10 protein-coding genes are annotated in these 16,589 nt (G+C 34.0%); 7 read left to right on the top strand and 3 right to left on the bottom strand.

Going from position 1 to position 16,589, the window contains the following annotated elements:
• Positions 1 to 84 precede the first annotated feature (84 nt).
• Complete coding sequence (recA, locus tag Q0772_RS04015) at positions 85 to 1,086, bottom strand: recombinase RecA (protein ID WP_298340632.1); 1,002 nt, start codon at positions 1,084 to 1,086, stop codon at positions 85 to 87.
• Positions 1,087 to 1,645: 559 nt separating this feature from the next.
• Here recA and Q0772_RS04010 point away from each other — a divergent pair.
• The gene (locus Q0772_RS04010) at positions 1,646 to 2,719 is read left to right on the top strand and encodes a rhodanese-related sulfurtransferase (protein ID WP_298340631.1); all 1,074 of its coding nucleotides are present in this window, start codon (positions 1,646 to 1,648) and stop codon (positions 2,717 to 2,719) included.
• A 53-nt stretch (positions 2,720 to 2,772) separates the two neighbouring features.
• On the opposite strand, the gene Q0772_RS04005 is transcribed toward Q0772_RS04010, so the two are convergent.
• Positions 2,773 to 4,185: a peptidoglycan DD-metalloendopeptidase family protein gene (locus Q0772_RS04005; RefSeq protein WP_298340630.1), complete on the bottom strand. Its 1,413-nt coding sequence runs from the start codon at positions 4,183 to 4,185 to the stop codon at positions 2,773 to 2,775.
• 335 nt (positions 4,186 to 4,520) lie between these two features.
• On the opposite strand from Q0772_RS04005, the gene ricT reads away from it, so the two are divergent.
• The 5 genes from ricT (at position 4,521) to Q0772_RS03980 (ending at position 10,237) form a co-directional block, all read left to right on the top strand.
• Positions 4,521 to 5,783 carry a regulatory iron-sulfur-containing complex subunit RicT gene (gene ricT, locus Q0772_RS04000; RefSeq protein WP_298340628.1) on the top strand — a complete coding sequence of 421 codons (1,263 nt, stop codon included), beginning with the start codon at positions 4,521 to 4,523 and terminating at the stop codon, positions 5,781 to 5,783.
• Entirely contained in the window at positions 5,770 to 6,264 is a 495-nt protein-coding gene (locus tag Q0772_RS03995; RefSeq protein ID WP_298340626.1) for a gliding motility lipoprotein GldH, read from the top strand. The genes ricT and Q0772_RS03995 overlap by 14 nt, the downstream gene beginning before the upstream one ends.
• Positions 6,265 to 6,316: 52 nt before the next feature.
• The gene (locus tag Q0772_RS03990; protein ID WP_298340625.1) at positions 6,317 to 8,662 is read left to right on the top strand and encodes a transglycosylase domain-containing protein; all 2,346 of its coding nucleotides are present in this window, start codon (positions 6,317 to 6,319) and stop codon (positions 8,660 to 8,662) included.
• A gap of 119 nt (positions 8,663 to 8,781) precedes the next feature.
• Positions 8,782 to 9,483, top strand: a complete 702-nt coding sequence (locus Q0772_RS03985) for a CoA transferase subunit A (protein ID WP_298340623.1) — start codon at positions 8,782 to 8,784, stop codon at positions 9,481 to 9,483.
• A gap of 100 nt (positions 9,484 to 9,583) precedes the next feature.
• Positions 9,584 to 10,237, top strand: a complete 654-nt coding sequence (locus Q0772_RS03980; protein ID WP_298340621.1) for a 3-oxoacid CoA-transferase subunit B — start codon at positions 9,584 to 9,586, stop codon at positions 10,235 to 10,237.
• A 299-nt stretch (positions 10,238 to 10,536) separates the two neighbouring features.
• Here the strand turns inward: Q0772_RS03980 and Q0772_RS03975 are convergent, their stop codons facing one another.
• Positions 10,537 to 12,210 carry an ABC transporter ATP-binding protein gene (locus Q0772_RS03975; RefSeq protein WP_298340619.1) on the bottom strand — a complete coding sequence of 558 codons (1,674 nt, stop codon included), beginning with the start codon at positions 12,208 to 12,210 and terminating at the stop codon, positions 10,537 to 10,539.
• 225 nt (positions 12,211 to 12,435) lie between these two features.
• Here Q0772_RS03975 and Q0772_RS03970 point away from each other — a divergent pair.
• Positions 12,436 to 16,589, top strand: a 4,154-nt coding sequence (locus Q0772_RS03970; RefSeq protein WP_298340617.1) for a M14 family zinc carboxypeptidase, incomplete at its 3' end; no start/stop codon positions are given.

Genomic DNA, 16,589 nt, shown 5'->3' with positions numbered 1-16,589 from the left:
TGCGTATAAAATTAATTTATTTTAGGCTGTACAAAAAAACTAAAGGAGTAGAATTAAAAAATCCCGATAATCGGGATTTTTTAATTATTGTTCTGTTACAACTGCTCTAACTTTGGTTTCAAGCTCATCCATCAGTTCCGGATTGTCTTTTATTAAAGCTTTTACAGCGTCTCGACCCTGCCCGAGCTTGGTTTCATCATAGCTAAACCAAGAGCCACTTTTCTTTACAATGTCATGCTCAACGGCTAAATCTAGAATTTCACCAACTTTAGATACACCTTCGCCATACATAATATCAAATTCTGCTAATCTAAAAGGAGGAGCTACTTTATTTTTTACCACTTTTACACGGGTTTTGTTACCCATCACATCACCTTGAGTACTTTTTATTTGTGTAGAACGGCGGATATCTAATCTCACCGAAGCATAAAATTTTAAAGCATTACCACCAGTAGTTGTCTCAGGGTTGCCAAACATAACGCCAATTTTTTCACGTAATTGGTTTATAAATATTACAGTACAATTAGTTTTGCTTATAGAAGCCGTTAGTTTTCTTAAGGCTTGAGACATTAAGCGCGCATGAAGCCCCATTTTAGAGTCTCCCATTTCGCCTTCAATCTCACTTTTTGGTGTTAATGCTGCCACTGAATCTACAACAACAATATCAATAGCACCAGAGCGAATTAAATTATCAGCAATTTCTAAAGCTTGTTCTCCATTATCGGGTTGAGAGATAATTAAGTTATCTATATCTACACCAAGTTTTTCAGCATAAAATCTATCAAAAGCATGTTCTGCATCTATAAATGCAGCAATACCACCGGCTTTCTGCGCTTCAGCAATAGCATGTAAGGTTAGTGTGGTTTTACCTGAAGATTCTGGACCATAAATTTCTATAACACGCCCGCGTGGATAACCGCCAACGCCCAAAGCAATGTCTAAGCCTAAGGAACCTGATGGAATAGCTTCTACATCGACTATTGCAGAATCACTCATTTTCATTACCGTACCTTTACCGTAGGCTTTATCTAGTTTATCTAATGTAAGTTTTAATGCTTTTAATTTCGCTTCTTTTTCGCTGCTCATGAATCTTATTTTTTCTGAAGTTACACGTGCTAAAATACTATAAGTTTTTACATGTTACAATAATATGACGCAACCTTTTTCCACAATTTGCATCTACTTAATAAAGAAGAAAAATTTTGCTATAAAATGAGCCTTAATTATTATGTTGATTCGATTCAATGTGATTTTTGGTGAATTACATCTGACCAATTTTTGAGATAGCAAAATTTGAACAGATGAAAAGATTATGAAATTTTTCAAACAAACTATTTTAATTAATGCATTAGGCGTTTTAGTTACTGTGCTTATAAATAGTAATTGTAAAGCCGATGGTGGCTAAATTCGATTGTGTTTTAATAAAAATTAAAAATAATATGAATCGAATTAGTCAATAAAAAGTGCTCTATGTTTACAAGAGCACTTTTTTTATGTTTGAAAATTGATAGAGGTTAGTGTACTAGAGATTGTTATGGAAAGCACGATCCCAAAAGGGTAACACCCAAATATTTAAGCTTGTAATTGTTGTAATTAATTGTATTTTTGCGCTTTAAATATTTCTTTAACCTTAAATTAGTATAGCATGCAACTGTACAATAAGTTAAGCGCCAAAGAGAGAGCAGATTTAATTGAGAAAGCCGGAAAGGATAGATTAACACTCTCTTTTTATCAATACGCTAATATTGAAAACCCTCAGGAATTTAGAGACCAATTATTTATTACTTGGGATAAACTGGACGTTTTAGGACGTATTTATGTCGCTGCCGAGGGTATTAATGGTCAGTTATCTCTTCCCGCAGACCGGTTTAATGAATTTAAAAAACATCTGGACACTATTGGTTTTTTAAAAGGCATTCGTTTAAATATTGCTGTAGAGCAAGATAATATGTCGTTTTTAAAACTAAAAGTGAAAGTACGCCATAAAATTGTGGCCGATGGTTTGAATGATGATACTTTTGATGTGACAGACAAAGGGGTGCATGTTGGTGCTGAAAAATTCAATGAACTTATAGAAGACGAAAATACCGTTTTGGTAGACATGCGTAACCACTACGAAAGTGAGATTGGACACTTTAAGAACGCTGTTACTCCTGATGTAGATACGTTTAGAGAATCACTTGATATTATTGAGGATGATTTAAAGGCACATAAAGCTGATAAAAATTTAGTAATGTATTGCACAGGTGGTATACGTTGTGAGAAGGCTAGTGCATATTTTAAGCATAAGGGGTTTAAAAATGTATATCAGCTTGAAGGTGGTATTATTGAGTATACAAGACAGATAAATGAAAAGAATCTTGAAAATAAATTTTTAGGAAAGAATTTTGTTTTTGATGAGCGAAGAGCAGAAAAAATTAGTGATGACGTCATTGCGCAGTGTCACCAATGCGGAACTCCTTTTGATGTGCACACAAATTGTGCAAATGATGCCTGCCACTTATTATTCATTCAGTGTGATACATGTAAAGAAGAAATGAATAATTGCTGTTCTGAAAACTGTAAAGATATTCATGCTTTACCTTACGAAGAGCAAAAAGCACTGCGTAAAGGGCAAGGAAATAGTAACGATATTTTCAAGAAAGGACGTGCAGACCACTTGCCTTATAAAAAGGATTTGAGAAATATTTTTGAGACTTTAAAAGTTGATAAAATATAATCTTTATAGAATTTATTATTAAATAAGGCTCCGTATCACGGAGCCTTATTTCTTTAGTTTTTGATGAGTTTAATAGTTTTTTGCTCGTTTGAAACACCTTTAAGGTTAAGAAAATATAACCCTTTGGGTAAATTTGAAATATCAACTGTTTCTATGGCTTTTGTAGATGCATTTAAAACTCTAATAGATTTTCCTGTAATACTAGTAATTTCTGCATTAATAATCTTTGTTTTTGAAACGATATGTACCAAATTATTTGATGGATTGGGGTATACTGATGTGTCTTTCAAAACATTGTCTTTAACATTAAGAGCATTTGTAACGTTAAATGTATGAGTTATAGTTTCTCCACCAAATGTTGCGCGCCATTTCCATTCTCCTACCATATCAAAGTAACCATTTAAATCCCAGTAGTAATACCAAGAAGAAGCTGTTGTTTGTACAGTAACATTCCAATTACCAAACACGGATGAATTATCTGGTCTTATAATTTCAAGAGAAATATTATCATTAACAGTTTGGTCTCTTACATAAACAGCAAAAATAATATTATCACTAGTTACAAAATCATTGTTAGTGTTTGGTGTTTCAGTTGTTGGGCAAGCAGGAAAAATATTGGGTATTTGGTTATGGGTTAAAAGTGCATTTATTTTAGGGTTTGTGTAAGGCTTTTGGTTAGCCCACCAAGACTCACTATTCATATTGTTGCAAGTACCAGAGTAAGGGTCTATTAGTTTGGTGTAACTATTATCTTCCCAAACTTCAAAGTGTAAATGTGGTCCGGTTGAGTTTCCTGAGCTTCCTATAATTCCTAAATACTCACCTTGAGAAACCATATCCCCAACAGATTTACTGGTTGTAGAGCCATTTTTCATATGCCCATACCAGGCAACGCTTCCATCGGCGTGTTGAACGTATACGGCGTTCCAAGTATTGCTATTAAAATCACAACTTCTATCAAATTCGCCATCGTTTTTAGCGATTATTTGTCCACTTGATGCAGCAATTATTTCTACTGCATCGTCATCAAGAAGTTTCCATGTAAATGGCCATGTGTAGATGTCTAATCCTTGATGATTGTAACCACTATTGGTGTCATACGTTTTAGAACCACAGTTATAATCTGTTAGTTGGTTTGGAGCTGCTGAATTATGATCTACGTAATTAGAAATAGACCATACATCGTTATAAGAGTTTGTCGATGACTTTTTCACAGGCCAAATAAAAAGTGGATTAACTGTAGAGGTGTTTTTTGAATAGGCTAATTTATTTTGCGACTCGAGCGTTTTTACATTTTTTTGAAGTAATTCTTTAATATTGTTTTTTTTATCTGTAGTCAAACAAGGTGTTTTATTTGGATTGAAGATATATTCTCCACCACCCGATGGGGTTTTGGGAACTTGAGAATAACTCATGGAAATTAAGAAAAACAAGGAAAGAGTAATATGCGTAATTTTAGAAATCATAACTAATATCTTTTATGGTTGTATATACACATCTGAAATTTACAAAAATGTGAGCATAAATTTTTTAAAAAATTTAAAAGAAGAATTTAAAACCATATCCAATAAGCTTAATTACGAAGTTGAGTTTAATCAAAATCTTTCTTCCTAATCCTTAGAATAATATTATATTTACATCGAGAAGCCGTTTTTTGTAGAAACACATTTAAGAGGGCTTGCAAAAAACTCATCATCAAGCATTTACGATTTATTTTTTTAAAAAAATGTGAGATTCAAAATAGATATGAACCATCTTCTGATAGACATTAAGTTCTAATCGGAATCAATATATATAATATATGGCTTGCGCTAGTTGCTCGACTAAAGACGGCTCCCCAAAAGGCTGCAAAAATAACGGTACTTGTGGTACAGATAGTTGTAATAAGTTAACTGTTTTTGACTGGTTATCAAATATGTCGCTTCCTAATGGCGAAAAACCCTTTAATTGGGTTGAGGTACGTTATAAAAACGGTAGAAAAATATACTACCACAACACAGAAAATTTAACCTTAAGTATAGGCGATATAGTCGCTACTCAGGCCAAAGCGGGTCATGATATTGGTATGGTTACCCTTACGGGAGAACTAGTACGTGTTCAAATGAAACGTAAAAATATTTCTGAAAACATAACAGAAGAGACCCTAAAAATTTACCGTAAAGCAAGTCAGAAAGATATAGATATTTGGCAAAAGGCTAGAGATAGAGAAGAATCTATGAAGGTTAAAGCGCGCCAGTTTGCAATTGATTTAAAACTGCAAATGAAAATTTCGGATATCGAATTTCAAGGTGATGCCAGTAAAGCCACATTCTATTATACGGCAGAAGAACGGGTTGATTTTCGTGAGTTAATTAAAGTTTTTGCTAGAGAATTCAGAACTCGAATTGAAATGAAGCAAGTTGGGTTTCGTCAAGAAGCTGCAAGACTTGGTGGTATAGGTTCATGTGGGAGAGAGTTATGTTGTTCTACATGGTTAACTGATTTTCGTTCGGTAAGCACATCGGCCGCACGTTACCAGCAGTTATCTCTAAACCCTCAAAAGTTAGCAGGACAATGTGGTAAGTTAAAGTGTTGTTTAAATTATGAATTGGATACGTATTTAGACGCTTTAAAAAACTTTCCTAAAAATGATACAAAGTTATATACCGAAAAGGGTACTGCAGTGTGTCAAAAAACCGATATTTTTAAAGGACATCTTTGGTATGCTTACGAAGGTGAGTGGATGAATTGGCACAAGATAACTACAGAACAAGCTAATGAAATTATTGAAATAAATAAACAAAAGAAAAAAGTAGCAAGCCTTGAAGAGTATGCTTCAGATCTTGTTGAGGTAGATACTAAAGAGGTGTTTGAAAACGTTGTTGGACAAGATAGTTTAACACGCTTTGATAGTCCAAAACGCAATAAAAAACGTAGAAATAATAAAAAGAGGAAGGGAAATCAGAATAATCGAAAAACCGGAGCAAACAAAAATACGCCTGATAATAAAAACCCTAACCAAAAAAATAGGAGTAGAAATAATAACAAAAGAAAACCTCAAAAAAGTAATAATGCTTCAAAATAAAATCCTATTGGTTTTTTTTGCATGTTTCATATTGGTTTCATGTGATTCAAATAGTGTTTATAGCACCTATAAGTCGGTTTCGAATTCATCATGGCATAAAGATTCTATTGTGAGTTTTAAAGTTAATCCTCCAGATTCTATAAATGCTTACAATTTGTTTGTTAATTTGAGAAATACCAATGCATACAAATACAATAATTTATTTTTAATAGTTGAAATGGTTTTTCCTCATGGTAAAACCATTAAAGATACTTTAGAATATAGAATGGCAGAACCTAGCGGAAAACTTTTAGGAGAAGGTTATACCGATATTAAAGAGAATAAATTGTGGTATAAAGAAAACGTTGTTTTTACAGAAACAGGAGAATATACTGTAAATATTCAACACGCCATGCGAGAAAATGGGAAAGTAAATGGTATTGTTGAATTGGAAGGTATCACAGATATTGGCTTTAGAATAGAAAACCAACCCATAAAATAACCAACATAACTTTAAATACTTAAGAAAACTTTTAACTTAAGACACTTAAACTATGGCAAAAGCAAAAAAAGAATCAAAAATAGTTCAAGATTTTTCAAAATACATCCGTTGGTTTTGGATGATTTTTTTAGGAGGTATAGTAGCTTTTGTACTTGTGTTTTTATTAGCATCTTGGGGAGTACTTGGTGACATGCCAGATCATACACAATTAGAAAATCCACGAACTAATCTAGCTACCGAGATTATTTCGTCAGATGGTGAAACTTTAGGAAAGTTTTATTTTAAAGATAATAGAACACCAGTTAGTTATAGTGAGTTACCTCAAAATTTAGTAGACGCTTTGATTGCTACTGAAGATGCCCGTTTCCATGAGCACTCAGGAATTGATGCACGTGGTACTTTAAGAGCATTTTTCTTTTTAGGAAAAAGAGGTGGTGCGAGTACTATTTCTCAGCAATTAGCAAGACAGTTATTTGTAGGAGTGAGAGATAAGGAAAGTACAACTAATGCTATTTTTCAGAAGATTCAAGAGTGGGTTATTGCCACTCGTTTAGAGCGTCAATATACCAAAGAAGAAATTATGGCTCAATATTTCAATATTTATGATTTTGGTAACAATGGAGACGGTATCAGAAGTGCATCAAGTATTTATTTTGATAAAGAGCCTAAAGATTTAACGTTAAAGGAGTCTGCAATGTTGGTTGGGATGTTTAAAAATTCATCTTTATACAACCCAAGAAGAAATCCAGAAGGTGTAAAGAATAGGCGTAATGTGGTATTGGCTCAAATGGAAAAGTATGGCTACATATCAGAAGCGGTTAAGGACTCACTTCAAAAAACAGAGTTAGATTTGAAGTACACACCGCAATCTCATCGTGATGGAATCGCTACTTATTTTAGAGGCTATTTGGATAGATTTATGAAAGATTGGATAAAGAAAAACCCAAAACCAGATGGCACTAAATGGAATTTATATAACGATGGATTAAAAATATATACCACGATAGATTCCCGCATGCAAAAATATGCTGAAAATGCTGTTCAGCAACACATGCCGCGGTTACAAGCAGAGTTTTTCCATCAAAACACACCAAAACGAAATCCTACAGCTCCTTTTTTAGAGCTTGAAAAAGAAGAAATTGATGCGCTTATGAATCGTGGGATGAAACAATCAGAGCGTTGGAGGCATATGAAATACGATTTAAAAAAATCGGATAAAGAAATTAAAGCATCTTTTCAAAAAGCGACTAAAATGTCAGTTTTTAAATGGGTAGACGGAAAAGCCTCAGAGGTTGATACTATTATGAAACCTATTGATTCTATGCGCTATTACAAATCGTTTTTGAGAACAGGAATGATGTCTATGAATCCACAAACAGGACATGTAAAAGCTTGGGTTGGAGGTATTAACTACAGGCATTTTCAGTATGATATGGTTAAACAAGGGAAACGTCAAATAGGTTCTACTTTTAAACCTTTGGTGTATACGGCTGCTATAGACCAGTTGCATTATTCGCCATGTGATGAATTCCCCGATGTGCCTTATTGTATAGAAGCTAATAAATATGGTAATCCTGAAGAATGGTGTCCTAAAAATTCAACACCAAATTACGGAGGTACGCGTACGTTAAAAAATGCTTTAGCAAATTCGGTTAATACCGTTACTGCTCAATTAATTGATAAAGTAGGTCCACAAACGGTTGTAGACTTAGCCCAAAAATTGGGTATTGAATCTGAAATGCTTCCTGTTCCATCTATTGCTTTAGGAACACCAGATATTAGTGTTTACGAAATGGTGGGAGCATATTCTGCTTTTGCTAATCAAGGTGTGTATACAAAACCAGTTATGGTAACCAGTATAGAGGATAAAAATGGTACAATTTTATACCAATTTAAACCTAAAACCAGAGATGTTTTAAGTGAAGAAACAGCTTACGTGGCAGTTCAGCTTATGCAAGGTGTTACTCAATCTGGATCTGGGGCTAGTTTGCGTCATACGTACAAAAGAAATAGAGCAGAGTATAAAGAAGTTGTTACGGGGTATCCGTATGAATTAACAAATCCTATAGCAGGAAAAACAGGTACCACACAAAATCAAAGTGATGGATGGTTTATGGGTATGGTTCCTAATTTAGTTACAGGTGTTTGGGTAGGTGCCGAAGATAGGGCAGCTCATTTTAAAAGTATTACTTACGGTCAAGGTGCTGTTATGGCATTGCCAATTTGGGGTATATATATGAAGAGTTGTTATGCTGATGAAGATTTAGGAATTTCAAAAGAAGAATTTCAAGAACCTAAAAACTTATCAATTAACGTAGACTGTTCTAAACATACATCAACAATAACTGATGGAGATGATGATAATGATGATACTCCTGAAGATTTAGATTTTGGATAAGGTTTACTAAAGCTTATAGATATATAAAAACCACTCATAATTGAGTGGTTTTTATTTCTCAATATTTTGATATTTTCATTCAATTATTCGTAATTTTATAAAGCGAAAACTGAATAATAATGATTAATAAAAAAGTAATTAATGTTCAAGAGGCTTTAAAAGGAGTTTCAAATAACATGACTTTTATGCTTGGTGGTTTTGGTCTCAGTGGCATTCCAGAAAATGCTATAGCAGAATTAGTAAAGCTAGGTGTTAATGGGCTAACCTGTATTTCTAATAATGCAGGGGTTGATGATTTTGGGTTAGGCTTATTACTTCAACAAAAACAAGTCAAAAAAATGATTTCTTCATATGTTGGTGAGAATGATGAATTTGAACGTCAGATGCTTTCAGGAGAATTGGATGTAGAATTAATTCCTCAAGGTACTTTAGCAGAACGCTGTAGAGCTGCTCAAGCAGGTTTTCCTGCAATATATACTCCAGCAGGATATGGTACTGAAGTGGCAGAAGGAAAAGAAACCAGAGAGTTTGATGGTAAAATGTATGTTTTAGAACATGCATTTAAAGCAGATTTTGCTTTTGTAAAAGCTTGGAAAGGGGATGCTGCGGGTAACTTAATTTTTAAAGGGACTGCTAGAAATTTTAACCCCAATATGTGTGGAGCCGCTAAAATTACAGTTGCTGAGGTCGAGGAATTAGTGCCACTAGGGGAATTAAATCCTAATCAAATTCATATTCCAGGAATATTTGTACAGCGCATTTTTCAAGGAGAGGTTTATGAGAAACGCATTGAGCAGAGAACGGTAAGGCAAAGAGTTTAATGTATTTGTTATTCCCGCGAAAGCAGGAATCCACTTTTAAATATTAAGTTTCAATTGAAAAGATTCCCGTTTTCACGGGAATGACAAAAAGGGAGTATATATGTTAGATAAAAACGGTATAGCAAAACGAATTGCAAAAGAAGTTAAAGATGGTTACTATGTAAACCTTGGTATTGGTATCCCAACTTTAGTAGCTAATTTTGTTAGAGACGATATAGAAGTAGAATTTCAAAGCGAAAATGGTGTTTTAGGTATGGGACCTTTCCCTTTTGAAGGTGAAGAAGATGCAGATGTAATAAATGCAGGAAAGCAAACGATAACCACGTTGCCTGGAGCAAGCTTTTTTGATTCTGCCTTAAGTTTTTCTATGATTCGAGGGCAACATGTAGACTTAACTATTTTAGGTGCTATGGAGGTAGCAGAAAATGGGGATATAGCCAATTGGAAAATACCAGGGCGTATGGTGAAAGGTATGGGTGGTGCTATGGATTTAGTAGCAAGTGCAGAAAATATAATAGTAGCTATGATGCATACTAATAAACGGGGTGAATCAAAACTTTTAAAAACATGCTCATTACCTCTAACCGGTGTTGGTTGTGTAAAACGAATAGTAACTAATCTAGCTGTTATTGAAGTTTCGGAAAATGGATTTATACTATTAGAACGCGCTCCAGGAGTTTCTATAGAAGACATAAAAAATGCAACAGAAGGTACTTTAATTGTTGAAGGAGACATTCCTGAAATGGAAATTTAGGATTGTCTATTTTCAGAGGATTAGAAGATAAATCGACAAAATGTTAAATAAAAATGCATTTTGTCGATTTTTTATGTTTTTTAACGATACATTTGAAAATGTATACTATATTAGCTGTCCCCAAAAAAACCAAATATTTATAGATTTCCCCAAATCTACCATAAACTTAAAAACTTATGAATATTGCAACAAATCTACCTGAACAACCTACTAATGATGAAAGCAAATTCAAACAAACTTTAAAAGAGAATTTGCAGTTTTTAAAAAGCTTAGTTTATCTAACCAAAAAAATATTCATGCTATAACCCTTTGGGTATGGCATGAATTAATTTTTTAGTGTAATCCTTTTTGGGTGCGTTATATATTGTATCAGCATCATCTAATTCTTCAATTTTGCCTTGATTCATAACCAATAATTGATCAGACATGTACTTAACTACAGCTAAGTCGTGTGATATGAATATATAAGTAAAACCAAAATCAGCTTTCAACTCATTAAGTAAATTTAATACTTGTGCTTGAACAGAAATATCTAAAGCAGAAACCGATTCATCACACACAATTAATTTAGGTTGTAAAGCAATAGTTCTAGCGATACCAATACGCTGACGTTGTCCACCAGAAAATTCATGTGGGTATCGATTAAAGTAATCTTCGGATAAACCAACGCGGTTTAAAATATCAATTACCTTTTCTTTTCTTTCAATATCAGAAGCATAAAGTTTATGCACCTTCATAGGTTCTATGATTGCCTCCCCTACTGGTATTCTAGGGTTGAGTGATGAATAAGGATCTTGAAATATAATTTGAATATCTTTCCTTAAACGTCTAGTTTCTGTTTTGGAAAGTTTGGTTATGTCAATACCATTATATAAAATAGAACCAGCAGTAGCTTTATCTAATTGGAGAATAGCATTTCCTAAAGTTGATTTTCCGCAACCAGATTCCCCAACTAAACCCAGAGTTTCTCCTTTATAAAGCTTAAAACTAATCTTGTTTACAGCTTTGAAATGTTGAGGTTTTGAAAACCAACCTGATTTTGATATGTACTCCTTTTCAATATTAACAACTTCCAATAAAGGTTGCTGGCTATAAAGTTTTTTATGGATTTCCTTCCGTTTTTTAGTCGAAATAACTTCATCTGGAATACGATCACTCAAAAAATCTTGAATAGTGGGTAATACTTTTAATCGCGTATCTAACGATGGTCTTGCATTTATTAAAGCTTTAGTATAATTATGTTCTGGATTCTTAAAAATAGTTTCAACAGGGCCTTGTTCAACAATATTGCCTTTATACATTACTAACACGCGGTCTGCAATTTCAGATATTAAAGCTAAATCGTGTGTAATAAAAATAATACTCATTTTGGTTTCAACCTGTAACTCTTTTAGTAGCTTTACTATATCGTTTTGTACGGTAACATCCAATGCTGTAGTTGGTTCATCAGCAATTAAGATGTCTGGTTTACAAGCAACAGCCATAGCTATCATAACACGTTGTTTTTGCCCGCCAGAAATTTCATGAGGGTAAGATTTAAAAACGCGTTTAGGGTCTGGAAGCTTTACTTTTTCAAATAGTGATATGGTCTCTTCAGTGACTTGATTTTTTGATAAGTTGGTATGTTGTAGTAAGATTTCTTCAACTTGCTTTCCACATGTCATTGATGGATTTAAAGAACTCATAGGTTCTTGAAAAATCATCGCAATTTTATTACCTCTTATTTTTTGAAAAGTTTTATTTGAAAGTTGAGTAAGATCATTATCCCTATAAGAAATTGAGCCATTTGTGATTTTAGAAATATGTTCAGGTAGTAATCCCAAAATGGCCAGTGATGAAACTGATTTTCCTGACCCTGATTCGCCTACAATACCTAAAATTTCATTTCTATCAAGAGTATATGATATATTATGAATGACTTCATTTTTGCCAAAAGCAATGGAAAGATTTTTAATTGATAAAATAGAACTCATTTAATGAATAAGGAAATTATATTTCAAATATACTAAATAGAGAGTAGCTTTTAGATGCTCTTTTTTTTGTAGGATTAATAATATATGTAAGCAATTTCAACAAACCATTTATGGTAAACCCATAAAATACATAACTATCTATGAATCAGTATAAGAATATAGGGATATGTAAAAAAAAAACTGTACTTTAAAACTAATTATTAATCTTATAACCAACCAACTCTCATGAAAAATTTTTCATTCGCACTTGTCTTTTTGGCAAGCACATTATTGGGATATTCCCAAAATTTGATTTCAAAACGTATTAAAATCAACAATCCGTCAAAAGCTCAACTTTTAAAAGTTAAGGATGCTGGAATTGATTTATCGTGTGGTGCCGTCTTTACAGGTAATAGTTTAATTCTAGAACTAGAATCTAGTGAATTAAACGCTTTAAAGGAGCAAGGAATTTTTTACTCTGTTCTTGTTGAAGACTTAATCGAGCATTACAAGAAAAAGAGTGAAATAGATCTTCCTGTTGCCAGAGCACAATTACAGGCAAAAAAATCGCAAACACTTGCCAATAAATCTTTAAGTACCAAAAGTGAAAGTATTGATAATTTTATTCAATATGAAGGCTGTACAGAAGTAAATTGGGCAGTGCCTACTAACTTTAATTTAGGTAGTATGGGAGGCTGTTTAACTTATAGTGAAGTTCTAGCAGAGTTAGATCAAATGCGTGCTTTATATCCCAATTTAATTTCTGTAAAAACAGATGCGTCACCTTCCAATCAAGTTACTCATGGAAATTCTTTTACTAATGGAGGACAGTATAGTACATGGTCGGGGCAAACTATATATTATGTAAGAATATCAGATAATCCAGATACAGACGAAGCAAATGAACCAGAGTCGCTTTACTCTGGAATGACACATTCTAGAGAAGTTAGTAGTTTGATGAATTTAATGTATTACATGTGGTACATTTTAGAGAACTATAATTCTGATGCAGGGATAAAAAATCTAGTAGATAATCATGAAATGTACTTTATTCCTGTAGCTAATCCAGATGGTTTATTATGGAATGAGCAAATAGCACCTAGTGGTGGTGGGTTACAACGCAAAAATTTAGGCCCATATAATACAGGAAATAATAATTTAAGAGGTGTTGATCTAAACAGGAACTACGATTATTTTTGGGGTCCAAACGCTATTTATGGAGGATCGTCAGGAACTCAGAGTAGTAATGTGTATAGGGGCCCTTCTGCGTTTTCTGAACCAGAAACACAAATTGTTAGGGATTTTTCAGCAACTAGGAGTTTTAAAACAGCTATGAATCATCATGCAACTTCTAATTTAATTCCTCATGCATATAATGGGTATCCAAATGCACCAGCTTCAGGTAGAGAGGCAGAATACCATAAGTTTTGTAATGATATGACTCGTTTTAACAGATACATTTATGGTGAAGCACCAGACATTTTAACTATTGCAAATGGCGATATGAGTGACTGGATGTTAGGCGGTGTAGCAGATGTAAATGGTTCTAATGGATCTGGGCAAGGTATCTTAGCGCTTGCGCCAGAAAATGGATCGTGGATTTCCAGTGATGGTGAAGGAAGCTTTTGGCCAAATGCTACTAAAATTGTTGAAATTGCCCAAAGAGCAGTTAGAATGAATTTTGTAAATGCTTATCACAGTGGAAAGTTTGCTCAATTCCATGATTTAAATACTACTGATATTAATACAACTTCAGGTAATCTTGAGTTTGGTATTGAGTATTTAGGACAAACCCTAGGGAATATTACCCTTAATATTACACCAGTTTCATCAAATATTACATCCATAACGCCACCACCAACACAATCTGGATGGAGTAAACTAGAGCAGCGAACGGTTACTGCAGCTTACACATTAGACACTGCGATTCAACCAAACGATGAAATTGAGTTTCGTATTACTTTGAGTAATGATGATGGCTACGTGATGTATCAAGCTAATATCATAAAGCTTTACAACCCTTCAGTTTTATTTATAGATAATCCAGATATTGATAATTTAACAAATTGGACAGCATCAGGAGGATCTTGGGGAACAACCTCGGATTCATACTCTGGAACAACAGCAATTACTGATTCGCCATCTGGGGCATACGCAAATAATCAATCAACAACATTAACACTTAATTCAGGGGTAAATTTATCTTCAGCATCAGCGTCAGTTGTTCAGTTTTTTGCAAAATGGGATATAGAAAGAAACTTTGATTATGTTCAAATTGAAGGTTCTACAGACGGGTCAACATGGATTCCACTTTGTGGAAAATACAGCAAACCAGGATCAAGTATATCTACAAATAGATATAGTAGTGGAAATAGTTCGAATACGAGCACAGGAAAATCTACTTCAGATCAAAATAATCAGCCTACTGGAGAATCTATATATGATGCTGATACTATGGATAAGTGGGTAATGGAAGAAATACTTATTGATGGAACTGAAAACAGTTTTCTTGTTGGAGCAACTAATGCACGTTTTCGTTTTGTTTTTGATTCTGATAATACAAACAGAGCTGATGGTTACCCAACAACTTTTGATGGTTTTATTTTTGATGACTTTAAAGTTATTAGTCAGCAAACACCATGCGCACTTTCAGTTCCAACGGGATTAGTAAGTAGTAATGTAACCACAACAGATGCCACAATCTCTTGGGATAATATCGCCTCAGCTACTTACGATTTAAGATATCGTGTGGTTGGAGCACCTAGTTGGATAGATGTTAATGGCTTGTCTGCTCCAACTACTACACTAACAAACTTAGCAACATTAACAGATTACGAAGTTCAAGTGCGTTCTAATTGTGGAACAACGCCATCTTCTTATACAGCTTCAATTAATTTTACAACTTTAGATGTCCAGTTAAACTATTGTGCTTCTGCTAGTACAGATGTTAGTGATGAGTTTATAAGTAGAGTACAATTAAACACCATCGATAATACCTCTGGAGCTCAGTTTTATTCAGATTTCACTAACATTTCTACATCATTAGAAAAAGGTAACCAATACTCTATTTCTATTACTCCAACTTGGACCGGACAAGTATTTACTGAAGCATATTCTGTTTGGATTGATTATAATAGAGATGGAGATTTTGAAGATGCAGGTGAACAAGTGTTTACACAGTCACCAACAAATGCGACTTTAGTAAGTGGAAACTTTACGGTGCCTTCTTCAGCATCAGAAAATTCTACTAGAATGAGAGTATCCATGCAATATAACGCAATACCTACATCATGTCAAACGTTCCAATATGGTGAGGTTGAAGACTATACTATTGTGATTGAAGCGGCAGGTCCAGATACAACGGCTCCTGTAATTACACTAAATGGTGCATCGAGTATTGATGTAAATCAAGGCGCCATATATACTGATTTAGGTGCCACAGCAATTGATAATGTTGATGGTGATATTTCTGCAAATATTACAGTAGGTGGTGATACTGTAGATACTGGAACAATTGGAGCATACCTTGTAACTTACAACGTAAATGATACTGCTGGTAACAATGCAACTGAAGTCATTAGAACTGTAAATGTAGTAGTTCCTTCTTTAGGATGCTCAGGAGGTATAGACACATACCCTTATGCATTTGGATTTGAAGGTTCAGTAGGAACTTGGACTCAATCTTCTAATGATGATTTAGATTGGTTGGTAAATTCAGGAACTACACCATCCAATAACACAGGACCTTCTGGAGCTATTCAAGGTTCAGATTATATTTATATAGAGGCTTCGGGTAATGGTAATGGTTTTCCTGACAAAAGGGCTATTATTACGTCTCCTTGTTTTGATTTTAGTAGCTTAAGCGAGGCTGAATTTAGCTTTGCTTATCATATGTTTGGTGCTGCTGATATGGGTACTATAGACTTAGAAATTAGTACTGATGATGGTGCTACATGGGCAAGTATTTGGAACCAATCTGGAAATCAAGGCAATTCTTGGTTAACAGTTAATATAAATTTAAACGCTTATGTTGGCGGAGGTGTTCAACTTAGATTTAATAGGTTTGTTGGTAGTACTTGGCAAGCTGATATTGCTCTCGATGATATTAATCTAACTGGAGTTGAAGGTATTGATACCACAGCACCAGTAATTACTTTAAATGGAAATGCAACCATAGATTTAAACGTTGGCGATACTTACACAGAACAAGGTGCTACAGCCACAGATGATTTAGATGGCGATATTACGGCAGGTATTGTTATAGGCGGTGTAGTAGACACCAACATAGGTGGTACATATCTAATAACTTATGATGTAAGCGACGCTGCAGGAAATGCTGCAACACAAGTGGTAAGAACAGTCAATGTTATACCAGATACCACAGCACCAGTAATCACTTT

Source organism: uncultured Algibacter sp. (assembly GCF_947490405.1).
Taxonomy (GTDB): Bacteria; Bacteroidota; Bacteroidia; order Flavobacteriales; family Flavobacteriaceae; genus Algibacter_B.
Note: the sequence above shows the minus strand (reverse complement) of the source record. Positions and strands in the feature narration are given on the sequence as shown.

Excerpts from the sequence above, each read along its gene's own strand:
- recA (WP_298340632.1), bottom strand. The coding sequence starts at position 1,086 with ATGAGCAGCGAAAAAGAAGCGAAATTAAAAGCATTAAAACTTACATTA.
- Q0772_RS04010 (WP_298340631.1), top strand. The coding sequence starts at position 1,646 with ATGCAACTGTACAATAAGTTAAGCGCCAAAGAGAGAGCAGATTTAATT.
- Q0772_RS04005 (WP_298340630.1), bottom strand. The coding sequence starts at position 4,185 with ATGATTTCTAAAATTACGCATATTACTCTTTCCTTGTTTTTCTTAATT.
- ricT (WP_298340628.1), top strand. The coding sequence starts at position 4,521 with ATGGCTTGCGCTAGTTGCTCGACTAAAGACGGCTCCCCAAAAGGCTGC.
- Q0772_RS03995 (WP_298340626.1), top strand. The coding sequence starts at position 5,770 with ATGCTTCAAAATAAAATCCTATTGGTTTTTTTTGCATGTTTCATATTG.
- Q0772_RS03990 (WP_298340625.1), top strand. The coding sequence starts at position 6,317 with ATGGCAAAAGCAAAAAAAGAATCAAAAATAGTTCAAGATTTTTCAAAA.
- Q0772_RS03985 (WP_298340623.1), top strand. The coding sequence starts at position 8,782 with ATGATTAATAAAAAAGTAATTAATGTTCAAGAGGCTTTAAAAGGAGTT.
- Q0772_RS03980 (WP_298340621.1), top strand. The coding sequence starts at position 9,584 with ATGTTAGATAAAAACGGTATAGCAAAACGAATTGCAAAAGAAGTTAAA.
- Q0772_RS03975 (WP_298340619.1), bottom strand. The coding sequence starts at position 12,210 with ATGAGTTCTATTTTATCAATTAAAAATCTTTCCATTGCTTTTGGCAAA.